The following is a 26064-nucleotide window of genomic DNA, read 5'->3' as shown; positions in this document are numbered from 1 at the left end:
TATCAGGACTTACGCACTATTAGACTAGAAACCGGATTTATTGATAAATTCTCCTGTAATACAAATATCGCTGCCTAACCACAGCAACTTAAAAGCTTGGTGATGTTCGATCGGTTTGAGATCCTTCGGCTCACTCTTTATAGCTTGCGGGGTCATCAGTGTTCTTGCTAAGAAGTGCGGCGATCGTCTTAATTAATTGATCCGGTTCGATCGGCTTTGCCAGATGTCGGTGAAATCCAGCTTGCAAAGCTTGCTGTTGATTAAACTCGCCCGCATAGGCAGTCAGGGCGATCGCCGGAATCAGCCCACCCCGTTCGGGCGGCAGAGCTCGCACTTGCTGCAACAGCATATAGCCATCCATCCCCGGCATTCCAATGTCGCTCAACAGGACATCGGGCTGGAAATTAGTCAACGCTGTCACGGCTTCTTGAGGGACAGCAATAGTCAGTACCTCTGCACCTGCATCTTCTAGCAAAAAGGAAATCAACTCTCGCATATCCGGCTCATCATCTACCACAAGTATCCGCATCCCAGATAACTGTTCATCCGCAGTCGATCGTTCCGAAAGTCCTGCAAGAGAGTTTTCTTGTCCCTTTACCTTCCCTGATAGGGGCAGTCTTACGGTAAAGGTTGCCCCTAGCCCTTCACCCTGGCTCTCTGCCCCAACGTTGCCACCGTGCAGTTCGACTAGATGCCGCACGATCGCCAGCCCCAATCCCAAGCCACCAAAGTTGCGGGTTGTCGCGCCATCTTTTTGCCGGAAGTAGTCAAACACGTAGGGTAAAAACTCCCGTGCGATGCCAATCCCTGTATCCGCCACAGTAATTTGAGCGTGATTGCCAACACGAGTCAAATTCACCTCAACGCGCCCCCCGGCTGAGGTGAATTTGACCGCATTGGAAACAAGATTCCAGACAATCTGCTGCAAACGGCCCGAATCCCCCAAAATTTGTCCGATCTGAGGATCTAACACAGTCCGAATATCAATGGATTTGGCAACAGCAGCCAAATTGACAGTTTCGATCGCCGATTCCACAGTTAAAGCTAAATCGACTGGACGAATATTAAGACTGAGCTTGCCTTGGAGAATTTTCGAGACATCAAGCAAATCTTCAATCAATTCAGTTTGCAGCTTGGCATTGCGTTCGATCGTCGCTAACGCCTGTGCAGTTTTGGCCGCATCCAGCTTGCCAGTTTGCAGCAGCTTTGACCACCCCAAAATAGGATTGAGGGGCGATCGCAATTCATGAGAAAGTACCGCTAAGAACTCATCCTTGATCCGATTTGCCTGCCTTAGCTGTTCCGCTTGCTGCTGGAGTGAAGCGTTCAGGTTTGCCCGTTCCAGAGCGATCGCGATTTGGTCACAGGTCGATCGCAGCAGCTCGATTTCAGCAGGCGTAAAGTGCGTCCGAGTCAAACTGCCAAATGAGAGCGTTCCTAATAACCGCCCTTGAGAGATTAACGGTTGACCCGCGTAAGCCGTGATGCCCATTTCACAGACGGCTTTAGCATTCGGATGAGTTGAAAGTTGGGCTTGACTCAAGACAACTTGCTGCTGCGTTTGGGCAACCAATCCACAGAGATATTCCCCTAATTCGATCCAGGCGATCCCGTGCGCCCTTTCTTCAGAGATGCCCTCGTAGTTTCTCAAATGCAGCATCGGCTGGTTGTCTTTTTCTTCCACCATGAAGTTGTAGTAACAATGCAGATCGAGTTGCACTGAAAGTTTGCTGAATAGCGCGTGCATCAAAGCCAGAGGCTGTTCTGTCTTCAAAAGATCGCGGGTAGTTTCATACAGCAATTGCAGTCGCTCACTTGCTTGCCGTTGTGCGGTCTTGTCCTGCATAATTTTGACAAATCCCTGCGGACAATCCGCTTCATTAAGCAGGGGCATCATCAATCCACTGGCCCAAAAGCGATTCCCATCTTTGCAGACGTGCCAGCGTTCGTCTTCGGCCCGTCCTTGCAGTAGAGCCGTTTGCCTCTCGTACTCGGCTTGTCCTTGTTCGTTATCTTCGGGCGTGAAGATCATCCGAATCGAGCAACCAATTGCTTCTGTCTCGGTATAGCCCAACAACCTTTCTGCCCCTGAGTTCCAACTGGCAATGATGCCGTTAAGGTCGATGGCGAAGATGGCATAATCTTTAGCGCTTTCAATGATCAGACGGAGGCGGGATTCACTCTCGCGCAGGGCTTCCTCAGCTTGTTTGTGGTCTTCAATATCAACACAGGAGCCGATGTAGCCCAAGAACTGGTCTTCCAATCCGTAGCGAGGAACAGCTTGATTCATAACCCAACGGTATATGCCATCACAGCGTTTCAAGCGATATTCCATCTTGAACGGTTGACGGGCATCAAAGGCAGTCACATAGGTGTCTAAAGAGCGATCGAGGTCGTCGGGGTGGACTCCTTCTGTCCAACCATTGCCACTTTCTTGCTCGATCGTCCGTCCGGTAAAGTTTAGCCACGGGAGGTTGAAGTAATTACAGAGTTTATCGGTGCGGGCCATCCAAATCAGCACCGGGGCGGCATCTGCCATCAGCCGGAACCGTGCCTCACTCTCCCGTAGTGTGGCTTCGGCTTGTTTGCGATCGGTGATATCGTTGACCAGTGCTACAAACCCTTCAACTTTTCCCTGGCTATTGAAGCGGGGAACATAGGTCGCATTGATATAACGGGTTCCACCATCTTTGTAGGAAATTTGGCTTTCAAAGGTCACTTCCTCTCCTGCCAAGACTTGCTCAACATAAGGACGAATCCCTTCATAGCCAGTTTCGCCTAAAACCTCTTGGAGGTGCTTGCCATAGATTTCCGTTGCCGGATGTCCAAACCATTCTTCATATGCTCGATTGTTGAAGCGATAGCGCTGGTCTGAGTCTACAAAGGAAATCAAGGCAGGCACGGCATTGGTGACTAAACGAAGTTCTGCTTCTCGTTGTTGCAATACCTCCTCTGCCAGTTTTCGATCGGTGACATTTCGGAAATAAATGGTAATCCCGTTCGCGGCAGGGTAGGTGCGAACGTCATACCACCGATCGTGATAGGGATAAAACGCCGTGACTGATAAAGCCACGCGCTCGTTTGCCACACGCCGATAAACCCGCTCAAACTCGCTGCCATTGAGTCCGGGGAATTCTTCCCACACCTTCTTCCCAATCAGATCGCTTGCAGTGCGGTCTAGCAGAATTTCCGCTGACCGATTCACGTAAGTGAAACGCCAATTCTCATCAAGGGAAAAGAATCCATCATCAATACTCTCTAGAATGTTGCGACTCTGCTCTTCGCTTTGACGCAACGCTTCTTCGGCTTGTTGACGATGGCTGATGTCGATTAATACGCCCCGCGTCGAAATTATGATGCCATCAGCGTTGTAGGCGCAATCGCCCTTTGCCAAAATCCAACGAACGGTGCCATCTGCCCACAGCGTCCGATACTCAATTTCAGTATGCGCTTGATTCGTTTTTAGCTCAGTAAGGACGGTGTGAACGAATGGGCGATCGTCGTGATGCACGGCTTCTAAAAACACCTGCATCGACATTGCCGTATTGACGGGTAAACCAAACATCGCCTTGGCTATGTCCGTCAAACTCAGCGTGTCTGTTTCCAGATCCCAATACCACAAACCCAAATTGCCGCCTTCGGAAGCCAGTCGGAGTTGTTCTTCGCTCTCACGCAACGCCTGGAACGCTCGATCGCGCTCGAAGGCGATGCTGGCAACTTGGGTGCCGAACTCGGCGAGTTTATACTCCCAATCCGTCGGCATCCGCGCCTCGCTAAAGCACAGCATCAGCGACCCCAGAGGTAGATTGTCCTGCCTGAACACGGGCTGAGAATGACACGCTAGAATGCCATGATCCACGCATAAATTTCGCCATGCTTGCGACCAGTGATCGTCGTTGGCAATGTCGGCGCAGGTCACGGGCTGACCGCTATACACTGCTTCGCCGCAGGTTCCAATGCACAAATCGTTAATCGCAGCACCTTGGAGTCCTTCACCAAAAGACGGCGGAAAGTCTGGAGTAATGGATCTCTTAAACGTCAGCCGCTGAGCATCGGCTAGCAGGAAGCCCGCGCGGGTATCCGGATTCAGCCTGGATACTGAGTCACACACGGCAGCCAGAAAGTCGTCTAGGGGCTGTCCGACTGCGATCGACTCCAGCAGTCGTTTCTGCTCGATTAGGATGAGTTCTGCCTGTTTGCGATCGGTAATGTCAGCAAGCAAAACGGTCAGCCCACTGGGCGAAGGGTAAATTCGATGGTCATGCCAACCTTTCCAAGGTGAGTAGAGATAATCAAACTGGAGCGGCGTTTGTTCGCGCATTGCCCGATGAAACTGCACGTAAGCATCGGTGTCAACGGCTGCCGGAAATAACTCCCAAACGTTCTCACCCAGAATCGCTGACCGCGGCATTCCAACCATTTCACAGTAGCGATCGTTGGCATAGGTGTAGCGCCAATCGCGATCGAGGATGTAAAATCCATCGTTGATGGTAGACAGTACGGTTTCTAACTGTTCTTTTGCCGCAGTCGCCGCAGTTTGTGCTACTTGGCCCCGAAGCTGGGCCTTTTGTTCTAGGGACCTTGCCTCCTGTAAAGTTTGCAAGGCTGCTTTCGCATTTTTTATAGCAGTGCGCCACGATAGATTGAGTGAAGCGCTCAATCCTGCGGCGATCGAAAACATACCGATCCGAAGAATTGTCTCTACATTAGCGATCTGTAAGGAATAGAACGGCTCAATAAAAAAATAGTTGATTGCCAGCGTGGATAAAATTGTTGCCAGCAACCCAGCCCCGAAACTGCCATACCAGGAACTTACAATCACCGCGATGAAAAACAGGGGCGTCGTGGTGGGGTAAAGCCACGGTAAAAGCAATCGCGTTAGCCCCAGTGCCAGTGCCACGGAGAGGGTCGCCACACCATAGGGAAGTAGTCTAACTCTGAAAATACTGTTGATTCCCTCAAAACTCACCCTTTGTACTCCTTATCCGAAAAATATCTTGCTCGCCGCGCCTTACTCATCCAGCAAGATGTAAATTTGCTTGAGTTCCAAGCCAGAAGGCTTAGAGTGTCCATTTTTCCAACGATTAATCGTGGGAAAGGTCATCCCTAATTCATCCGCCAACTTTTTCTGAGACAGGTTCAGCGCTGGCCGCCGTTCTCGCACCAAATTACCGATCGCTGGTTTTTCCGCCCTAAGCCGCTCTATGTTGAGAAGCCTCCGAAGTAACAGGCATAAAGCTGTTTATATTTTACACCTTTGACAGATTCCAGAGGTCAGTCATCTCTCTCAAGATATATAGCAATCCTTACAGGAGTCGTAAATTTTTTACCCCACCCCAACCCTCCCCGAACCCGCTCTGACAAAGTAAGAAATTCACAAATGATGCGAGGATTGCTATATGGAGTCAATCTTAAATCTAAAATAGACTAAGTTGCTTTAAATTCCTTTGAGGAGCGATCGCCAATCCCGACAGCGTTTCAGGTAAATGCGAGCTACCTGATCGCTGGGATTTGTTCGCAAACACTCTTCAAACAATTTTCCAGCTTCTCGGAACTCCTTGCGCTCGCACAGTAACATAGCTTCAGTATATACAGGCAAATTTGCTAGCTTTGCCGACAGAATTTCCGGTGGATCTGCATCAAATACCTCATAGACTACGACATATTGAGATTTTCCTTTTACCTGTACTTTATCCACAATCCGAATAGCATAATCGTTCTGATTTCGCAACCGTTCCAAAGTCTGCTGAGAAATTAACAGAGGGACGCCGTAATCTTTGGTCAATCCTTCAATACGAGATGCTAAATTAACAGCATCGCTAATCACAGTGCTGTCCATTCGGCTTTTACCCCCGACTGTCCCCAGCATCAAAGAACCAGAATTGATACCAATGCCAATTTGAATCGGGATGTAGCCGACACTTTGACGGTGTTGGTTGTAATCAGTCAGGATATTTAGCATCGCAATACCCGCTTTCACGGCATCATCTGCATAGTCGCTAAACAGAGCCATAATTGCATCGCCGATGTATTTGTCAATAAAGCCGTTATTCCTAGTAATAGCAGGCTCCATCCGCGAAAGGTAAGCATTGATAAAATTAAAATTTTCTTGCGGCGTCATAGTTTCCGAAAGCGTCGTGAAGTCGCGGATATCCGCAAACAGCACCGACATTTCCGCCTGCACTTGGTCGCCTAAATTGACATCCATAATACTTTCATATCCCAACAAATTCAGAAATTGATGCGGCACGAATCGCCCGTAGGCATCAGTTAATTCTGATTCGGCCTCCAGGGCTTTTTCCAAATCTTTATTGAGTTCAAATAGTTTCTTAATAAATTTATGGCGGTCGGCTTCAGCTTGTTTGCGTTCCGTGACATCTTGAAAAACTGCGATCGCAAAAGCAACTTTGCCACCCTCGTCAAAAATTGGCGTTCCCCAAGTTTCAAGGGGTATTTTCTTGTCTGGTTGATGAATCTCCATATCATCAGCCGTCGCGCTTTCGCCCCTCAAAGCTCGGACGATAGGCAATTTTTCGGAAGGGTAAATAGTATCAGTTCCCGCGATATAAATTTGATAACTTTCTGACAAATCATCAACTGCATTTAACGGCAAAACCCCTTGACCGAATAACTGCTGTCCGGCGTGATTGACGTAGTAAGGTCTGCCTTGAGAATCGAGTACGGCCACGCCAACCGGAATCGCTTCCAGAAATTGAGCCAGCTTGTTTTCGCCTTCCCGCACCGCCTCCAATGCGCGAGATCGCAACTCAGTTTCAACCGTATCGGAATGTTCAGCAGTAGTTTCCAGCAAGATTTCCAGATCCGCTTTTTCCTCCTTCAAGTCTTCCACTTGCTGGCGCAATCTTTCTATCTCTAAAAGTAGCTGTTCTCTAGATGGTTGTTCTTCCAGCATAACCCGAGAATTTGCGCCTCGACTAACAAAAAATTGCTCTACAGCTCGCACCCTAAAAGTAATCGTGTTTCTATAGAAAATCCAACTGCAAACCAGGCATCAGGCGCTGGAAATTCCTCAAAGATTTACCGTGCCAACCGATGCTTTGAGAGCCTTGTACCGCTATTTGCACCCTGGCTGTTTTGCGTACCTCGATAATAAACTTCGATAGCATATTGATGCCAGAACTGTTCAAAAATTCTAACTGCTGCAAATTGAGGGTAATTTTCGTCGGTTCCACGTCGGCAACCTGGGTCAGCAACTGCGCTATCGGCGCGTACTCCGCAGGCCCGCTCAGTCTTAGAGATCCAAGAAAACTCACGGTTGCCGTTGCTGGATCGTAACAGATCTGGTAATCTTCTGTATTAATTTCCATACCCACAAAAAAAAGTCCCTTAGATATTATCGATCGCCCGCGTTGCTTATACTGTTAATTGCACCATAGTTGTCACCGCAATTACTTCCGGGTCTTTGTGCACGGTCTGGAACTTCCAGCCAAGTTTGGCGGTATAATCGGTGAGCATGGTCAACAAACCCAATCCAGAATTGGTACAGCTTTCGTCAGCAGCATTTTTTTCCAACCGCTGAATGTAAAGTTCGCTGGGTTCCGAGGCCAGCAACTGTTGAATATAAGCCTGAAACTTGTCCACAGCTTGGGGAGAGATGCTGTTAGCAACTGAGAAAATCACTCCGTCGCTGTCTAATTGCAATTTAATATCGATCGGGTACTCCGAGGTTTCATCATTAAACTTCATGGCATTTTCCAATAACTCATTTGCAATGTAGCTAACAGCGCTTTTTATTTCAGCTTGTCTTTCAATTGTCGAGGGTTCATCTTGGTTGCCCGGAAAAAAAGTCGTCAGGTAGTCAGCCAGAAAATCCGCCGACAAACCGTTGTTCCGCCACCGCTGCTTGAGAGGAACCGAACTCGGAGAAAATCCAATTATTAAGTATTCTTGGCTAGCAGGCTGCTCGATGAAATCGCCGAAAATCTGAGTCATATCGATGTGAGAGCTAAAGTTTGAGATGAGGGGATCACTGAATATATTTTAAACTTTAGAAGGGATATCCAAGTAGTTATTTTTGTTTGAGTACCAGCAACGTGATGTCGTCAAAAATTTTTTGTTCGCCGATGTGCGATCGCACGTCCTTAATTACAGCGTGCCTGATTTCGGCAACCGAACGCTGCGAATTAATCTCTATTACCTTAATTAACCGCTCTAAACCATAAAGCAGTTTATCCATGTTTTTAGCTTCCGTAATCCCGTCAGTGTACAGCACTACCACATCTCCTGAATACAACTGCACAATTGTTTCAGCAACAAATTCAGCAATATCTGCATCCAGTCCGATCGGGAAACCCAAATCGATCGTATCAAACCGCTCTACACAACCGTTAGACCGCACTACAATCATTTCTTCGTGCTGGCCACTCAACTTCAGCATTCCCTGCTGATAGTCGAGCAAGGCAAGGCTAGCGTTTTTGTCGCATTTCATCCGCTGGATGTTATCGTAAATTACACTGTTAATAGCGCTTAAAAATTTAACCGGGTCTGATTCATTGTAAGCGAGCAAAGTTCGGACTGCCGTTTGAACCATAATCATTAAAACGCCGCTCTCCAATCCGTGTCCCGTCACGTCGCCAATGCCAATTTTTACTCTACCTTCGTGCTGGAGTACGTCGTAATAGTCGCCGCCTACTTCCTCAGCAGCCTCCATAAATCCCGCAATATCTAAGCCCACAACTTCGTTTAGTTCTCGGTCTTTCGGCAGCAGCATCTGCTGAATCTTGCGAGTAACGTCTAGTTCGGCGCTCATTCGCATATTTTCAGCTTTTAGGCGATCGTTGAGAACAGTAATTTCTTGATTTGCACCAACTAAGGCATCGGCAATCTTGTTAAACGCACCCACAACTTGCCCGAGTTCATCTCTGTTATCCAAAATGATTTTGTGGTCTAGATTGCCGCTTGCCATCTTTTTTGACGCTTCGTCTAGCACAAATACAGTTTGCATAACTGCCATGTAAAAAGATACAAATAAATAAATAACTATTGCTAAAGTTATTAACACAAAAATAACAATTATGCTTTTTTTTCTCACAAAAATATCAATACGTTTTTGCAGCAAAAAGTCTAATTCATTAACAGTTTCGTCCCACAGTTCAAAACTAGAACCCATAACTCGCTCGCTCCCATCAAGATAGGCATAATATTCCACTAAAGCTGTGGGATGAATCAGTTTATCTAGTTGCCCAGTTAGCTGCTCTACTACCAAATTAAATTTTCTCAAACGATCGCTTAATTTCTGTCGCAGATTCCCGTGAGGATTATTGCTAAATCCTACCTCCATATTGATTGCTAAATCCTGATTAAGTTCTCTCAATTGACCTGCCAAAGTAATCAGTTTAGCTCTTTCTTCAGGGGTGGCATCGGAACGCGCGCTACTTTTTTGAGAAAGCAGCCTAATCTCTGACAAGATTTTTTGCATTTCAGGAAGCTTCAGCAAAGTAGCATCCATCAAATAATAAGTATCTAGATCTGGATCTAATATTAGATTGGAAGTATCGCCGACGTGAGCGCTCAATCTATTAATGTCAGATGCTAATTTGTGATACACAATATCGTAAGTTTCTATACTCCACTGGCGGCGGCGAAGTTTAAAATTTTGCCAAGTTTGATAAATGTTATTAAATTCCTCGCTAGAAACTAAAATTTGTCCTAAATGGCGATCGGTATTTGCCAGGGATTGAAAGTTCGCGTCAATCTTAGTTTCTAACTTTGCCCTGATATCTGAATTGCTTAAATTGGGATTTAAACCCTGATAATTTAACAGTTGCAGTTTCGGTAGGTATTCTCTCAACTGGCGCAGCGGGCGCAGGTATTGATTACCGTAGATTTCTTTTTGGGCAAAATCAACCCTGCTGTTAATTTCGGAAATCAGCAGGTACATGACCAAGGTTAACGGCATCGCAAATAGAAAACCGATCAGGGTAAATTTTTGAGGATAGCTCAGCCGATTCATTAAATGGATTCCTAAGGATTTTCTGTTCATAATCGAGAGATTTCAAAAATATTGTACTAAAAAACTAACGTTTGCTACTAAAGTATTTTCCGGGACTATCGCTCTAGAAAACCACAATGCTAATATAATTAATTAGCTATCGCTGATTTAATTTCTAATGCGTTTTCGTCCTGTTGCAACAAATTTTGCGGCATCCCTGTGATATCCTTGGCTCAGCTCGCCTCCCACAGTCTAAAACACGTTTAGCAGTTTTGGAACGAAGAATAGTAATTTGTACTGAAATTCGGGGGCGGGATTAGAGGCTTTTAAGAATATTTACTTAAGCATAAATTTTTCTTAATACCCTGAGACAAAAAGTAAAAATTAAGTAATAACTGGGTAGTGCAAGTTTCCACAAAACACAACTGCCGGCAGCGAGTAGAAATACTTGCGCCGCACCAGCAACCTGCTGTCAAGTCGGTTCTGCACAAAGGAACCAATAGCACCAGCAATAGTGTCTAAATAAGTATCTGCAGTTGAGTGTTCAGGAGCGATCGCGCATTGTGTAAAGTGAGGCAGAGGGCGTATGATGAAAAGAATCTCCAAAAATAAATCTCAAAAAAATAAAAACCGAGACCAAAAGCAGCCCAATCCTGTAATCTTGGCTTTGGTGCTGACAGGAATTCTGGTATGGGAAATGTATCCGGCGCTAAGACACACCGCTGTGGCTAACGCGGGCGCTCTCAAACATTCCCTCGGCCAGTTGGAAAGCCAACAGCAGCAAACCGCGCAGCAATTTTCCTCAGCGGCGGTGTCCCCAAAAATCAGCTATTCGGTATTTGCACTCAATAGTCTAATTTCCGAACCGGGCAATTTGGCCGAGGGTACGCGCCAAAATCCCCCGAAACAATTGCCCGCAACCGTGGCAGCAGCCGTTCGCCAAGAGTTGTCGGACTCCACTGGCATTGCTGCTGACAAGTTGAAAGTAATTGAATCGAGCGGACAAAGTTGGCCGAATACTTGTTTAGGACTCGCGAAAGCGGATGAAGTTTGCGGTCAAATGATTGTCGAAGGTTGGCGGGTTGTGGTTTCTGATGGTAGCCAAACTTGGGTTTACCGTACTAATGCTAGGGGAAATGTGTTGCGTTTGGAAAAAAAGCTAGTTAGGTAAATGTACCCCTGTGAAATGAAATATAAGTTTCCTTTTGGAACAGGCAAGATGCCTGTTCCACAAAGAGTGAATTTTTTTGTGGGTGGGGATCACAAACAGGCAAGATGCCTGTTCCACAAAGAGTGGGCAGTAGGGGGTGGGGATCACAAACAGGCAAGATGCCTGTTCCATAAAGAGTGGGCAGTAGGGGGTGGGGATCATAAACAGGCAAGATGCCTGTTCCACAAAGAGTGAGTTTTTTGTGGGTGCTTTCTTGTGGGGTGGGCTTCTAGCCCGCCCCTTGCTTTAATTTGGGAGTTGGTTTCTTTCGATGATGCCGCCGCCCAACAGCACATCCCCGTCATACCAAACAGCCGCTTGTCCGGGGGTAATGCTCAACTGCGGTTCGTCAAAAATCAACTTAACTCTTGTACCGCCGACTTTTTCCTCTGCTTGGGAGGATTCTACAGGAATAATTGTAGCCGGGACGGGGTGCGATCGATATCGAATCTGTACCTGAGCCCGAATCGGAGCCGTCGGTGCAGCCACAGAAACCCAATTCACTTTCTGGACTGTACACTCAGATTCTACTGCCAACTGTCGATCGCCCACAATTACCCGATTGCCAGCAGCATCGAGTTCAATCACATACAGCGGTTCGGGTGCAGCAATACCGAGTCCCTTCCGCTGGCCGATGGTGTAGTGGTGCACACCGTCGTGCTGTCCAAGCACCCGCCCTGACTTGTCCACAATGTCACCCTTTTGCGGCGCAATGTACTTATCCAGAAAAGCCCGCATCGAACCGTTACTTTCTACCAAGCACAAATCCTGACTTTCCGGCTTATCAGCAGTTGTCAAGCCAAATTCCGCCGCAATTCTGCGAGTTTCTGTCTTGGTAATTTCCCCCAAAGGAAACTCCGTACCCGCCAACAAATCCTGTGTTAGATCGTACAGGAAATAAGACTGATCTTTCGCAGGGTCGATCGCCCGCAGCAACTGATAGCGACCTGTAGCAGTATCGTAAGTAATCCGAGCGTAGTGTCCTGTAGCGATTTTTTCAATTCCGAGTTCTTCGCGAGCATACTTAAGCATTGGCCCGAACTTCACAGTTTTATTGCACTGGGAACAAGGCAAAGGCGTAACTCCTGCGCTGTAACCCTCCACCAAATAATCGACAATACTTGCCTGAAAGACCTCGCGGCTGTCAACAATGTGGTGGGGAACGCCCAAATCTTCGCAAATTTTAGCTGCATCGACCATTCCCTCAGAGCAGCACTGACCTTTGCCCTTCATCAACCACAGCGTTAAACCCACCACTTCATATCCCTGATGGTGTAAAATTGCGGCTGCTGCGGAACTATCGACCCCGCCGGAGAGGCCTACAACAATCTTGTTCATGATTCGGAGAGAAATTGCTATTTTACTGTTACTTCGTTCGATCGAGCTAATTTATTATACCACAAAGATACTACAACTTGCCACTGCTGCTGTTAGCTGAAATTTTAGCACTAATATGACTATTCAAAAATTTGTTGTCACCGCCGACCAAATGCGGCAAATAGAAACCAGAATCTTTGCTGCTGGAATGCCAGTCGCAGCTTTAATGGAAAAAGTCGCGGGACTGATTGCTAGACGCATTCAGGCGCTTTTGAAAGCAGAAGGAAGTTCAGCAACTAGCAGTGTACGGGATTTAACGGATAGAGGGAAAAGCCCAGAAGGGAAAAATATTGTTAATTCTCAATTGCCAGTTATCGGCGTATTGGTTGGGCCCGGACACAACGGCGGCGATGCTTTGGTTGTTGCGCGCGAATTGCACTTTCAAGGATTCCAAGTAGTTGTTTACTGTCCGTTTTCTAAACTCAAAGAACTAACAAAAAATCACTCTGATTATGCGCGTTATTTAAATATTCCATTTGTTGATAAAATTGAAAATCTGAAAAACTGCACTTTGCTCGTAGATGGTTTATTTGGCTTTGGATTAGAACGAGAAATTACTAACGCCACTGCCGCAGCCATTGACGAAATAAAGAACTTAAATATTCCCATTTTAAGTATAGACATTCCATCGGGAATTCATACAGATACCGGAGAAGTTTTGGGGACGGCAATTAGGGCAAAACATACATTATGTTTGGGTTTGTGGAAAATGGCATTTCTGCAAGACAGAGCGTTAGAATATATCGGCACGTCAGAGTTAATTGATTTTGATATTCCGGCAGCAGATATTGCAGCAATATTGGGCGATTCGCCAGCAATACAACGCATTACAAAAGCATCGGCAACTCACCATTTGCCGTTACCCCGATCGCCAATTTCGCACAAATACACCAACGGTCACTTACTAATTATTGCAGGTTCCCGCCGCTACAGCGGAGCCGCAATTTTGGCAGCCTTGGGAGCAAGAGCCAGCGGCATCGGAATGCTCTCAATTGCCGTTCCTGAGTCGATTAAACCGATGTTGAGCAGTCAGTTGCCAGAGGCATTAGTTATAGGATGTCCCGAAACCCAAAGCGGTGCAATTAGCGAGTTGCCAGTAGCAATTGATTTGAGTTCTTATGATGCGATCGCCGCAGGGCCAGGTCTGACATTGGAAGCCGCAATAGCTGTAGAATCTTTACTGGAGAGCGATCGACCTCTGGTTTTAGATGCTGACGGTTTAAATATCCTCGCTCAACTCGGCACAGTCCCGATTTTGTCCGAACGCTGTGCACTGACAATTATCACGCCTCATCCGGGCGAATTCAAGCGTTTATTTCCCGAATTAGCCGACGAAACCGGCGATGATCGAATTGCGGCAACTCAAGCAGCAGCTCAGCTTTGCGGTGCAACGATATTGCTCAAAGGAGCCAGAGTGTGCATAAGTTGGAAGGATGAGGACGATTCCCTACGGGATAGCTACGCTTCACGTACTATCACCTACCTCAATCCCGAAAGCACCCCAGCCCTCGCCAGAGGCGGCAGCGGCGACGTTTTGACCGGCTTGTTAGGGGGATTATTAGCAACTGCGATCGCCCGCAAATCCCCCCCTAAATCAGTTGCTGCAACAGCAGCTTGGTGGCACGCTCAAGCCGGAATCATGGCAGCCAAAGAACGGACGGAATTAGGAGTAGATGCTTTTACTTTGACACAGTATTTAATTCCAGCTTTGCGAGAGTTTGCTAAGTAAACAATCAACGTGAGTTGGTAGGGTCCGTACCCCGCATCTTTGTATTTGGTAGGTGTGCACCGCGCACCTTAGCCCTTGGTTTGTATTGACAACGGAAGTCCTCATAAAAATATTACAAGTTGCATTCCTTACGACAAACCAACGGGTAACTCAAACGAGTGACACTCAAATGAGTGACACTCCAAAAAGTGACTGTGCATCCATAAATCCCACCAGTTATACCTGAAATATCAAACACCAAAACTTAAATGTTGAGAGGAACCACATTATGTACACCGAAGAAAGAAGCTTGAACAATGAAACTATGGCTCTCGTCGCCGATACTACTGCTCAATCAACTCTTGCATTTGCTGAAACCACTGGAATAAACAAACCGACTTTGCAAAGGGGTTCAACAGGTCAAGCTGTCAAGGAACTACAACAGCTTCTATATCATTGGGCATATTATTCCGGGCTGATTGACGGTATTTTCGGCGTCCAAGTTCAAAACGCGGTCAAAGGCTATCAACACCGCGTCTTTTTACAAGAAGATGGGATTGTCGGCCCTCTCACTTGGCAAGCACTATACTCTGGTGCACCTGTGAATATGCCGGTAGTCATGAAGGGCAGTTCTGGTAATGCTGTTAAAATTGTTCAGAATGTCTTGAAAATCAATGGATACTATTTCGGCTCCATTGACGGATTGTTCGGGCCGATGACAGATGTAGCAGTGCGACAATTGCAAATTAGCAAGGCTTTACCGCAAGATGGAATTGTCGGCTATAGAACTTGGCACGCCCTCAGCAAGTTACCGCACTAATGACGGGTTGGATTCATATCAATTCTGGTTGTACGAGCGAAATGATTGTTGACGGTTGACTGTTGACTCGATTTTATTCTGATGCAACCGGAAACGATATCACTTTCAGTGATGGCAAAAAATCGTTAGCTCAATTAGGGATTTAGGCTTTGCCTAAGTCCCTAATTATCGTTAAGGGTAAGGCAGCGCGCGGGAAGGGCGATCGCAAATTATGTTACCGTTCTCGGCGATGAAAAATATTCTAGACTTTTCCGTGGTTATTTGTTACTCTATCTTAGGAAATTGGGAGTCACAATCCGGTTTATTTCCATTCAGCTTTAGTTGTAAAGAGTTGCACTCAGAAAATTATTATTCAGATACTTAGGTAACAAGAATTACCGATGGGAGGCTTATTCCCGGTTTCTAGGAAAAATTCCAGGTTTATTAACGAGAAATCTAGGAAGAAACCGGGTTTCTAAGCCAAGCGCGCACAAGTCCTAAATTAACCTTTGATGAACTTTTCTAATTTGTGAGCCATCTTCTCTACAATTCCCTCCGAAGTATCTGTCGCCGATGCTTCAGCTTCAATACGCTTGACCGCATCCTCTGGAAGATTGAGCAACTGCACTAATTTTTGATAAGCTGCGGCTTCTTCTGCGTTAATTTTTGGTTCATCGGGAGTGCGAGAACTAGATGAAATCACTTCATAGCCGAGTTGCAAGACTAATTCCCTTTCATCTTGAGTTTCTAGTTGACCGATCAACTCATCAAGGGGGATATTTTGCATGATATAATCCCGCAGTTCTTGTTGCATTTGTTGTGCGTCAGTATCTGGGGCAAACAAACCGCAAAAGCGATCGAGCATTAAATTAACTTCTTCTGTCGCGAGTTCGCCGTCAGCCCACGCCATAGAAGCAACAATTCTCAGCAGATTCATCTGGCGGGGCGTAATTGATGGAGGAGGTGGGGTTTGCATAATTAAAATTGGTAATTGGTAATTGGGAGTTGGGAATTGGGAATTGGGAATTGGGAATTGGGCCTGATTCCTTCTTGTCTTTTCTTTCCCCTTCCCCTTCATTTATGTCACAATTTCGATAGAGGAACTCCCAGCCATCCAGTAAAGTTTTGTTTCTGAATAGCCGTGGGCTTTTCCACCGGCACGATCGAGTAACGGGTCGGTCCCGGCGGCGCGAGAGTAACACGACAAGTCCGCAGTTCGTCTTGGTGAAAAACCGTCACCTCTATTGTGTCCCCCGGCTGATAATCTTTAAGCCTCTCACCCGCTTGTTCTGAATTTACCCGAAAACCTTCGATCGCCAGCAACTCGTCCCCAGCGTCAATTCCTGCTAATTGTGCCGGAGAGCCTATTGCGACAAATTTAACCATTTCCCGCCCGTTTTCGGCTCCCAACGTCCAACCGATGCGAGGCGTTTGGTCACTTTCATCTACCCAAATTTGCAGCCCAAAAGGTTCCAGATACTTGTTGTAAGGCAACTCTTCTGTGCCGTCTATATAGCGCGCGAAAAAGTCGCTCAAATCGAGGCCGGCGACTGACTCGATCGCACTTTGCAACTCTTCCGGAGTAAAGCCTATTTCTGCGGGCCGCGAAGGAGAATTTAACTCTCCGTTTGATGTCAAATGCGCCGGCTTGCCCTCTGTTTCCGGCTTCAGTTCAAAATCGTCGTTTTTACTGGAATTAGCCTTGCCAAACTTCTGCCACATCAAACGCATCACATCGTCGAGTGATCGCTCGTTGCCGTGTCTGGCTCGAATCAACAAATCGAGCAAAAACGAAACAACTTCCCCTTTCAAATAATAGGAAACCTGGGAGTTGTCGCTGTTAGCATCCCTGCGATAAAGTTTAATCCAAGCATCCCAGCTCGACTCACTGACAGGCTGCACGTTCCGCCCCGGAGTCGTCTGCAAGCGAGTGATTTCCTTAGCCAAATTTTGGAAATAACCTTTCACGCTGTAGATACCAGCTCGAAAAGGAATCACCAAATCGTAATAACTGGTCGTGCCTTCAGAGAACCATAAAGAAGGAGTGTAGTTCTCTTTTTCGTAGTCAAATACTTCGAGAGCTTTCGGTCGAATCCGCTTGACATTCCAGAGGTGAAAAAACTCGTGAGCCACCAACTGAATAAAGCGTTCGTACTTGTCTTTAGCCCGAAAATTAAAACGCGGATAGTTGAGAGTGCAACTCTCCTTGTGTTCCAAACCGCCAAAACCAGAGCTCGACAAATGCAGGAAAAACACATAGCGTTCGTAAGGCAAACCGCCGAACATTTTGGCTTCAACCTCAATGACTTTTTGGATGTCTTGAATCGCCCGATCGGGTTCTAAATTGCCTTTTCCCCAAACAACTAGCTGGTGGGGTTTTCCCATCACTTCAAACTCGTACACTTCGTGATAGCCAATCTCAAAAGGACTGTCTACGAGAGTGTCAAAATCCGCAGCAGCAAAAGTAAGATTTTGCCCGGAAACAGGTGGCAAAGCAGTAACTGTGCGCCATTCCGGCTGCGGCGGCACAACTGTCACGGTGTAGCAGTTGCGCTCAAAACCTGGCAAGAAAAAGCACAGAGCCGCTGGATTAAAATAACCGTGAGTCGAGTCTAAATGATTGGTTCGCACTGTCAGTTCGTTGGCAAAAATGCGATAGCGAACCGTGATATCTGACACCGAATTGGTCTCGATTTGCCAGTGATTTTTGCTGAGCTTGCGCCAAGGTAAAGCACGCGCGGCGTAGCTATCCCGTAGGGAATCGCCCGCCTGGGAGCTAAAATCTTGCAGGTGGCGGGCGTACTCTCGAACCAAGTAAGAACCGGGAGTCCAGACAGGCATTTTTAAATCGAGAACAGACTCCGACCAACCTTGCACGCGCAAAGTCACTTCAAAGAGGTGGGATGCAGGATTGGGCATCGCCACCGAATATTGAATTGTCGGTGCTGTTAGTTGCTCCTCACTGTTGCCGGCCGCGGACGAAGTATCCAAACAAGTAAGATCAGTCATTGACTTGCCAAATTAATCAAGTGCTTGAGGTTGATCAAATGGATAGTTTGGCGGTCTGGATCTATTTTGATCCAACCTTTACTATCGAGTTTTTCCATAATTTTGCTGGTTTCATCTAGGGTGATATCTGTGACATCAGCTAAGTCTTCATAAGGAATATTGAAGATATCTTTGCCCTCAGCAGTTTTCTGACCGTAGTTTTCTGCCAGCTCGACTAAAGTATTTGCTAGTTTAACCGCTGGCTGGCGGTTGCGGAGTTGATAGCGGAGATTGGTTTGGCGGAGCCGCCGCACCATCAGTTGCAGCATCCGGTGGTGCAATTGCGGGTCTTTAAACAGGGTTTGGATAAATCGTTGAGCTGTGACGCTGAGAAGTCGCACGGGGGATAGAGCAAGTACGTCATTTGATCGGGGAGATTCGTCCAGAATGGCCATTTCACCGAAGAAGGCACCCCGTCCTAAAATAGCCATTGATACAGCTCGATCGTCTGACAAGCGCCGGACTTTTACCCAGCCAGACACGACAAAGTAAATCGCGTTGCCCCAAGAATCCTCCATCACCACAGCTCGGCCCGGGGGATACTCATGCTTGACGGCATTTGATAGCAGCCCTCCCAAGGTTTCTGGGTTAGCACCCTTAAATAGAGGGAATAGCTCACTGAAAGCTTCTGTCTTCATGCAAACTCGCGGAGGTGGGAAATATGATTAGGCGACACCCAACAGCTAGGGAACGATCGATGTTTGGGAACACAAACAATCCGTTGCTCCTTTAATTGATGATAAGGGTGCAGAGGTGCGCTTCACTTAAAATTGGCAGATTCTTTAATCTTAAACGGCTTTACAAGCCTGCCACTGCCTGTTGAACTTTACCCAACAGAGGTTCTATGTATTCCGGCCAGCCGATCGCGATTGACTGCGTGTGGGCCAGAGTCTCCGGCTCGATCACATCTTTAGTCCACCTCAGCGGTTGACCTTGCAAGTCGCAACAAACCAATCCCGCTGCTTTTGCTAGAGCCAGAGGGCCGGCGGTATCCCACACTTTAACTCTGCCGTTGAGATACAGGTACAAACCGGCTCTACCGAAGATAACTTCCATCACTTTTAAGCCAAAGCTGCCCAGCGAGTAAAATTCGGCTCCGGGGATGCTTTGGGCGATCGCCCGGGCGTAGTTTTTCTGGTCTTTATCTCCGAGAATAATTTTACAATTTTCCGCTGTCGGGGCCGGGGGTTTGCACAGGGCGATCGGCTGCGCCGCTTGGGTTCCCACACTTTGGAACAATCCCCAATCTTTGCCGCCAAAATACATTTGGTCAAAAGCCGGGGCGTAGATCCAACCGGCCACTGGTTCGTCCTCAAGCAGCAGCCCCACCATCGAAGCGTAGTGGAGTTTTCCCCGAATAAATTCTTCAGTCCCATCGAGGGGATCGATGCACCAGAGGCGCTGGTAATTAGCCCCGTAAGCTGCTCTGGAGGCGCTGTTTTCCTCCGTGATCCTGCCATCTTCAGGAAACAAAGCGCTAAATGCTGCCGATAGTTGTCGGTCTAGGTATTGATCGATACTCGTCACGTAGTCGTTGGGCCCTTTCTCGGAAACTTCAAAAGGTTCGGCTGCTAGCTTGTAAGCTTCTTGACCGCACTCGCGCAGGGTGTAGCGAATTTTTTGGTCTTGCTCTAGAGAAATATACATGAGGTTAAACATAAATGCTTTAGCTAACTTCAGCATAAAAGCTTAAGTCCTTGGAATCGATCGGCGGGTGTCACTGTTTTTGATTCGTAGAGGATTTGCGGCCGGGTGTCCATAAACCCGGTTTCCTAACCATGAGGGCCGTTGCTATACAAGCCCCAGACAGGATTGGTGGAACTCAAAAAAAATTAGACATGAGGGAGAACCCCCCAGATTCATCTGTAGAGTAAAATCTAAAATCTAAAATCTAAAATTTCTCGATCAAACCAGCACGTTCAACAGTAGAGGATAAAATCTTCTGAGGTTAGATAATTTGTGGCAGCACCTGCAGAATTCTAAGGAGAATAGTTTGAAATACCATTTGGCATTAGGTCGCAAAATAGACCTAGATGGAATTGACCGCGATGCACAACTCGGCAAATGCCCTCGCCACGTCCTGCGAGCCCTCAGAGACCGCTTAAATGCCACCGTTCATGCCCCAGATGGCGAAGCGATATCGTTGAGCGACAAGCTGCTATCGAAAATTTCTTCTAAACCCGAACATTGGGCCGCCGCGCGCAAATTGTCCAAGCAAGTCAGTAGCGACGACGTGATATTTTGTAACGGCGGTGACATTGGCGTTCCAGTAGCGGCGATGTGTGGCCAATTGCCCAATCGCCCGAAAATTGTTGTACATTTCCACAATGTCGATCGGCCGCGCGGCCGCCTCGCGCTGAAACTATTTGGTTTGGCTGACAAAATTGATGTGTTCATGGCCTGCGCCACCCCTCAAGCTGACTTCCTCCGTAGTTATTTAGCTATACCTGAATCCCGCATTTTAGTGCTTCTAGACCAGACAGATACTCAGTTTTTTACACCGGGCCCCGTTTCTGCCGAGAAAAAGCGGCAAACAGTTGTTAGCGTGGGATTAGAAAAGCGCGACTACCGACTCTTAGCAGCAGCAACTGCTGACTTAGATGTTGACGTAAAAATTAGCGGTTTTTCTAAAGATGCCAAGGCTTTATCGAAAGCTTTCCCCGATACTATGCCAGAAAATATGTCGCGCAAATTCTACGAATGGCCAGATTTACTGCAGCTTTACTGCGATGCAGACGTAATTGCAGTTTGTTTGGTGGACAATAAATATGCTGCTGGAGTGCAGGCTTTACTGGAAGCAATGGCCTGCAAGCGGCCGGTCGTCATGACTCGGACTCAAGGTATGGTCGATTATTTAGCGGCCCCGGATATTGCCAAAGTGGTAGATGTGGGAGATGCAGCAGGTTTGCGCGAGGCGATCGTCCATTTGCTAAAAAATCCTCAAGAAGCTGAATCTCAAGCGCAGCGGGGCTACGAAATGGTTGTGAACCAGCACAGCAGCGAACGTTATGTCGATGTTTTAGCCCAGAAGTTGCGATCGCTTTAATAAAACTGTAGGGTGCGCCGAGGCGCACCATAACTCACGCTCGGAGGATGGACAATGCACGCCTTACTGCTATAGATAAAAAGCCAAACTATTTATTATCTAAGTCATATTTAAAAAGTAATGAATTATGAGTTGCAGTTACTAATTAAATTTCACACCAGTTACGTACATACTAAATCAACCGGGTTTTAAAAAGATAATCGAAAGCCTTAAGGAAGTATTTTCGTTCATCAAACCCGGTTTATGTGCCTAAAACGGCTGCCCTCAAAACTCACAAATTAAAACTCTTAAGACTCCCGTCCACTCGCCCACTTATCCCGCCATTTCACAGTTCCTTCCGAAACTAAAACCCAGCGGCGACAAACCAGATTTTCTCGCAGTGGCGACTGTCCTTCCCGTAGCAGCGCATACTTATAAGAAATCAACTTCCCCGCACTTTCATTAAAAGGAATTTCCCCAAACCAAGTATTAGTATTGATATACTCCAACGGGTAACCCTTACTAATATCCCAATTCCCTAATTCAGGACAATCTCCAATCACCACAATTTTTTCCCCAGGCTGAGTTCTAACGCTGTTAAGCTGCGCCCGCACAATAGTTTTCGCCTTAACTCGCTCTCCGACGCGGCTAAAAATCATTACTTCCCGCGAACCCAACTCTAAGTTGTACAGCATTCCATCTTTAACTTCAAACTTACGGCGCGATAAAACCTCCGTATGCTCTCCATCAGGCAGCTCAGTATCAACCTCTTTAATTGTAACAAAATTGCCACGATTCATGGCTACAAACACCACGGAATCGCGATAGCGGCGCACATAACAATAAACATCAGCAGTTAGATATTTTTGCCACTGACTCCCCATCGAAATAGCTGGATTCAGCCGCCGCAATCCCGACAGCAACCGCACATCTCGGTAAATTGGCGAATCAGTATCCCACTTTTCCATCATCGGGCGGTTGTAGGGGTCATTTCCCCCATCTGTATCATCGTGCAGATACTGTTCGGTGCCGTAATAAATGCAGGGAATGCCGCGAGTTGTCATAATTAAACCAATCGCCAACTGCAGCATTTGTGGATCGGGATTCAACGACTGAAACCTCGGCATATCGTGGTTGTCAATAAAAGTAATCAACTCCGTCGCCCCGTAGTAGCGGTGATCCAAATTCAGCACATCTTGGACTAACTTAAATCCCGCGCCCGCACCCTTTCCCAATACGTCTCGAATTGCCACGCACAGACCAAAATCTAAAATAGTCATCCCCGACTCGTTAACAAATTCCACGGAACGATCGTTTCTAGGGTCGCTGTAAATCCATTCGCCAAAAATGAAAACATCAGGTCTGTGTGTTAAAATGTCAGCATTAAATTCCTGCCAAAACCAAATAGGCATATGCTTGACTGTATCAACGCGCAAAGCATCAACGCCTCTGTCCAGCCACTGTTTAATGGCGGATTTAATGTAACGGCGGTATTGAGTATTATTTTCGTTGAAGGTTGCTAAACCAGACAGTTCGCAATTTTGGACTTGCCATTCATCTTCCCAGTTGGTGACTTCGCCGTAGTGGTGATACCAGTGATCTTCATCGTCGTTAAAGTCAGCTATTTTTACACCGTCGTCGTAGAGTTCCCCTTTTTTTCCACTAAAATCAGGGTTGCTGTGATTGCAGACAATATCGAGCACGAGTTTCATGTTTCGCTGGTGCAACTCGTCTACTAATTTGTCAAATACGGTATCTTTAGTTTCTTGTGTTTGGTTGATAGAAGGATTGTCGCCTTTGGCAATATAGCGTGGGTTTAGTCGCTTGAAATCTTTAGTCCAGTAGCCGTGAATCGCTGCTTGTTCGACAAATAATGCTTCTACTTGCTCGAACAGTGGCGTCAGCCAAACTGCGGTAATACCCATATCTTTTAAGTAGTCGAGTTTGTCGATAACTCCCTGCAAGTCACCGCCCCAATATCTGCCCCAATCTTTGCCTTCGGGATCGTAAAGTTCTGGGTTTGGGCCTTCGTTATTTGTGGGGTCGCCGTCGTAAAAGCGATCGACTACAAGGAAATAAATTGTTTCTTGTCGGAATTCAATGTCTCTGGTGTAAAGGAATTCTAAATCTAGTTCGCTTTCTGGCTTAACTTCTTGTACCAGAGACTCAATTTTTTCTTCTTGTTCGCTAACTTCGTATTGAGAGGAAGTTTGATTTGGAGTGACTGGTGTCATGAGATGTATTTTTTATATTGTAAGATTGGTCAGTTATTCGGAGCTAGAGTCGGAGATAGCTTTCCTCTCTAACTGACTTTTACAGGATCATACGGAATTTACTGGTTTAATGAAATCTTCCTTTAGAGAGAGGGCAGACTCATCCTTGAGCCTTAGGTGCATGAGAGTTAATATGGAGCGTAATTCTCAATCAAAGAGGCAGAGGCTCAAAAACCTGCGCTACCAGGCTTAGCCTGGTAATGAGAAAAGGTGTACTAATTGTGCGATCGCACTTTTTCCCTTCCTTTCATTCCTACCGCAAGTTTTGGATATCTTCAACGCTCAAACCAGTAGTTTGACTAATTGTTTGATTGTCAAGGATATTGAGAAGTTGCCTAGCAATTTCTAGAGCTTTTTCTCTCATTCCTAACGCTAGTCCTTCTTCTCGCCCTTCTTCTCGCCCTTCTGCGATGCCTTGTTCTCTGCCTTGTGCGATTCCTTTTTCAATTCCCTTGAGCAAGACACCCTGCTGATCGAGAATAAACATTTCGCGTTCTTCTAAATCTGCCAACTCCTCTGGATTCAAATTAGTTTCATTGCCAATCGCAAAAGCTTGCTGTATTTCCGATACTTTTTCCATTATTGAAGGCACTATTTCCAAGCTGGGAGCATTTTTCATAAAATAAATCCACTTGTCAGTCAAAGTTTCTAACTCATCCAATTGTTTATTGAATTTTGGCAATTCGATAAATGTCAGTTCAATCTCTGGATCTACATAATCAAATAAACGCTTTTTCTCCTTGAACACAAAGTGAGAAATTACTTCTTGGTCATTGTCAAACATTTCAAAATCTGTAATTCTCAAAGCAATTACAGATTTTAACTTAAAGTAACCTTGACCGCGAATCAGTTGAGTTGAATAAGTTTTCGCAGCGTTGTAAACTACCCGTTTCGCAAAAGATGCTACATTTAAAACTTGCATCTCGATAATTACAGTTGCGCCTTCTGCAAGCCGGACTTTGACATCCAGGTAAGAGTCTTTGAGATACGGCACTCTTGATGCTAAATACGGGTCGATAATTTCTAGGTCGGCGATGGTGGGATTGCCATCATAAATCATGGCGTTGAGAAAGCTGATTAAGATTGGTTTGCTTTCGTTGGAGCCGAATATTTTTTGAAGGCAAAGTCGGTTTTGGGGTTGATGAATGTCATGGTTAGTCTTCACTCTTTTAGCGCTTTAACGACTCAATCTATCTGGCTATGCCAAAACATTTAAAGATTTGCTTACTGCTGTGGGTATAGCCGTTTTTTACAATATTCCGATCGCCCAACCGACAATTCATAAGCTGAACATTAAGATGTATTGACTAATTAAAATTATAACTGATACCCTAACTCCGCAGCACTACCACTGAGTTTATGCTAGTAAACCAATAATTTTTGGGATGTCCTTATCAAGAATTGCCAAGGGTGGGCTTTGTGACAAATCCTATTATGATCTCAGAGGTTGACATCAACACTCCCTACCCTACAGACTACTTCTATTCTGTCAAGAGGAATCTTTGCGTAAGTAAGTCATGTCTATGTTGCAGAAGGATTCCGTAGGGTGGGCAGTGCCCAGAAAAATCCTCGCTGCCATTGACAAACTATTAGTTGACAATGGAAGGATCGCCCTTTTCCTCACATCAGTAACAATAGCGCCCCAGCTCAACCCAACCCTAGCTAACTACAGCCACCGCAGACTCTGGAACCTGAGAATGCTCCACCCGAAAAACATTCGCGCTCAAATTAGCAACAACTTGTTTCCCCTGCTGCGTCAGTTCCAAATAGCCGATCGCATCCTTCACATACCGATAAACCACATTCCAATAAAACTTCGGATAACCATCCCGCAACTCCCCCGGATTCTGATAGCCCAAAACCAGATTTTGCCCAGTCTCCTCAAACTCATAAAACAGTGCCGCTATCTTTTGCAAATATCGCGGATCACTCAACTGACCAATTAAATCAGCAGCCCGAACTAAACCCGGATAATTTACAGTATCTTGATAATCTTCATTTGCAGGAATTGGGAAACGAGTCAGCTCAATATTACGCTTTACCAGCTCAGCATCAATCAGTTTGTGACTGCCAAAACGCTCGTCAATAAACATTTTTGCCCGATCGACATGATAAGGCATCAAACTCGCATCCGTCGCCCCCGAAGGTAGCTTCACTTGCAAATCCTCTATCCCGGTTGCATACAGTCTCAAATCAGTTCTATCTTGCCGACAAACCCCCTTCACATACCCGATATCGTGACACAGCAAAGCAATGTGGAAATGGAGCCAATGTTCACATAAAACACCACCCTCGCGGATGTGCTTGCCGCGCAGAATCTCCTGTCCCACCAATGTCACTAAAATAGTGTGTTCCACATTGTGGTAAAGAGCATCGCTATTAGCAATATTTTCCAAAGCCATACTCGCTACCCAAGCAATAATCTCAGCATAGTCAGATTTGAACCCGCCGTAGGTGTGGCGGTAGCCTTCAATCAGCCGATTTACAAAAGCATTAATCAGCAGTTCAGTTGCATTAAACATATTCACTTCCCTGAGCCCACGTAGATCATTAAATTATTTTTATAGTTATTGTTTTTGGTGCTACCGTTTAATGTTATTTTTGGCTTAAGTGCCACGATGGATACCCACTCCTATCGAGACGCATCCATTGATATTATCAACAATTATGGC

At 46.3% G+C, this 26064-nt stretch carries 18 protein-coding genes and 1 pseudogene; 4 read left to right on the top strand and 15 right to left on the bottom strand.

Annotation, left to right across the window (positions count from 1 at the left end):
- Positions 1-24 precede the first annotated feature (24 nt).
- The 7 genes from QUA74_RS03380 to QUA74_RS03350 form a co-directional block, all read right to left on the bottom strand.
- Complete coding sequence (locus tag QUA74_RS03380; RefSeq protein ID WP_333324943.1) at positions 25-156, bottom strand: hypothetical protein; 132 nt, start codon at positions 154-156, stop codon at positions 25-27.
- Entirely contained in the window at positions 131-4969 is a 4839-nt protein-coding gene (locus QUA74_RS03375) for a PAS domain S-box protein (protein ID WP_333324941.1), read from the bottom strand. The genes QUA74_RS03380 and QUA74_RS03375 overlap by 26 nt, the downstream gene beginning before the upstream one ends.
- 42 nt (positions 4970-5011) lie before the next feature.
- The gene (locus QUA74_RS03370; RefSeq protein ID WP_333325132.1) at positions 5012-5164 is read right to left on the bottom strand and encodes a helix-turn-helix transcriptional regulator; all 153 of its coding nucleotides are present in this window, start codon (positions 5162-5164) and stop codon (positions 5012-5014) included.
- A 273-nt stretch (positions 5165-5437) separates the two neighbouring features.
- A complete protein-coding gene (locus QUA74_RS03365; RefSeq protein ID WP_333324939.1) occupies positions 5438-6913 on the bottom strand; it encodes an adenylate/guanylate cyclase domain-containing protein in 1476 nt (491 codons plus the stop codon).
- Between the two features lie 70 nt (positions 6914-6983).
- Positions 6984-7328 (bottom strand): slr1659 superfamily regulator, encoded by a 345-nt coding sequence (locus tag QUA74_RS03360; RefSeq protein WP_333324937.1) that lies wholly within the window; start codon positions 7326-7328, stop codon positions 6984-6986.
- A gap of 46 nt (positions 7329-7374) precedes the next feature.
- Positions 7375-7953: a DUF6272 family protein gene (locus QUA74_RS03355; RefSeq protein WP_333324935.1), complete on the bottom strand. Its 579-nt coding sequence runs from the start codon at positions 7951-7953 to the stop codon at positions 7375-7377.
- 76 nt (positions 7954-8029) lie between these two features.
- Entirely contained in the window at positions 8030-9973 is a 1944-nt protein-coding gene (locus QUA74_RS03350; protein WP_333324933.1) for a PP2C family protein-serine/threonine phosphatase, read from the bottom strand.
- A 565-nt stretch (positions 9974-10538) separates the two neighbouring features.
- On the opposite strand from QUA74_RS03350, the gene QUA74_RS03345 reads away from it, so the two are divergent.
- On the top strand, positions 10539-11123 hold the full coding sequence (locus QUA74_RS03345; protein ID WP_333324932.1) for a hypothetical protein: 585 nt from the start codon (positions 10539-10541) through the stop codon (positions 11121-11123).
- Positions 11124-11408: 285 nt separating this feature from the next.
- On the opposite strand, the gene mnmA is transcribed toward QUA74_RS03345, so the two are convergent.
- Positions 11409-12500 carry a tRNA 2-thiouridine(34) synthase MnmA gene (gene mnmA / locus QUA74_RS03340; RefSeq protein WP_333324930.1) on the bottom strand — a complete coding sequence of 364 codons (1092 nt, stop codon included), beginning with the start codon at positions 12498-12500 and terminating at the stop codon, positions 11409-11411.
- Positions 12501-12615: 115 nt separating this feature from the next.
- Between mnmA and QUA74_RS03335 the strand changes: the two genes are divergently transcribed.
- Entirely contained in the window at positions 12616-14268 is a 1653-nt protein-coding gene (locus QUA74_RS03335; RefSeq protein ID WP_333324927.1) for an NAD(P)H-hydrate dehydratase, read from the top strand.
- A gap of 268 nt (positions 14269-14536) precedes the next feature.
- Positions 14537-15067, top strand: coding sequence for a peptidoglycan-binding protein (locus QUA74_RS03330; protein WP_333324925.1), 531 nt, complete (start codon positions 14537-14539; stop codon positions 15065-15067).
- A gap of 481 nt (positions 15068-15548) precedes the next feature.
- Here the strand turns inward: QUA74_RS03330 and QUA74_RS03325 are convergent, their stop codons facing one another.
- The 4 genes from QUA74_RS03325 to QUA74_RS03310 all read right to left on the bottom strand — a co-directional run bounded on the left by QUA74_RS03325 (position 15549) and on the right by QUA74_RS03310 (position 19777).
- Positions 15549-16022 (bottom strand): TerB family tellurite resistance protein, encoded by a 474-nt coding sequence (locus tag QUA74_RS03325; RefSeq protein ID WP_333324924.1) that lies wholly within the window; start codon positions 16020-16022, stop codon positions 15549-15551.
- Positions 16023-16129: 107 nt separating this feature from the next.
- The gene (locus QUA74_RS03320; RefSeq protein ID WP_333324922.1) at positions 16130-18055 is read right to left on the bottom strand and encodes a M61 family metallopeptidase; all 1926 of its coding nucleotides are present in this window, start codon (positions 18053-18055) and stop codon (positions 16130-16132) included.
- Positions 18052-18732: a Crp/Fnr family transcriptional regulator gene (locus tag QUA74_RS03315; RefSeq protein ID WP_172186312.1), complete on the bottom strand. Its 681-nt coding sequence runs from the start codon at positions 18730-18732 to the stop codon at positions 18052-18054. Before QUA74_RS03315 ends, QUA74_RS03320 begins: the two co-directional genes overlap by 4 nt.
- A gap of 160 nt (positions 18733-18892) precedes the next feature.
- The gene (locus QUA74_RS03310; protein ID WP_333324920.1) at positions 18893-19777 is read right to left on the bottom strand and encodes an inositol monophosphatase family protein; all 885 of its coding nucleotides are present in this window, start codon (positions 19775-19777) and stop codon (positions 18893-18895) included.
- A 310-nt stretch (positions 19778-20087) separates the two neighbouring features.
- Here QUA74_RS03310 and QUA74_RS03305 point away from each other — a divergent pair, with 310 nt between their 5' ends.
- Positions 20088-21140, top strand: a complete 1053-nt coding sequence (locus tag QUA74_RS03305) for a glycosyltransferase family 4 protein (RefSeq protein ID WP_333324918.1) — start codon at positions 20088-20090, stop codon at positions 21138-21140.
- A gap of 287 nt (positions 21141-21427) precedes the next feature.
- Here the strand turns inward: QUA74_RS03305 and QUA74_RS03300 are convergent, their stop codons facing one another.
- The 3 genes and pseudogenes from QUA74_RS03300 to QUA74_RS03290 all read right to left on the bottom strand — a co-directional run bounded on the left by QUA74_RS03300 (position 21428) and on the right by QUA74_RS03290 (position 25914).
- Positions 21428-23353, bottom strand: a complete 1926-nt coding sequence (locus QUA74_RS03300; RefSeq protein WP_333324916.1) for an alpha-amylase family glycosyl hydrolase — start codon at positions 23351-23353, stop codon at positions 21428-21430.
- Between the two features lie 292 nt (positions 23354-23645).
- Positions 23646-24544, bottom strand: a pseudogene (locus QUA74_RS03295) (Rpn family recombination-promoting nuclease/putative transposase).
- A 506-nt stretch (positions 24545-25050) separates the two neighbouring features.
- Complete coding sequence (locus tag QUA74_RS03290) at positions 25051-25914, bottom strand: Npun_R2479 family HD domain-containing metalloprotein (protein ID WP_333324911.1); 864 nt, start codon at positions 25912-25914, stop codon at positions 25051-25053.
- Between the last annotated feature and the right edge of the window lie 150 nt (positions 25915-26064).

The sequence above is a fragment of the Microcoleus sp. LAD1_D3 genome (assembly GCF_036702135.1).
Lineage (GTDB): Bacteria > Cyanobacteriota > Cyanobacteriia > Cyanobacteriales > Microcoleaceae > Microcoleus.
This window is presented reverse-complemented; position numbering and strand designations above follow the sequence as displayed.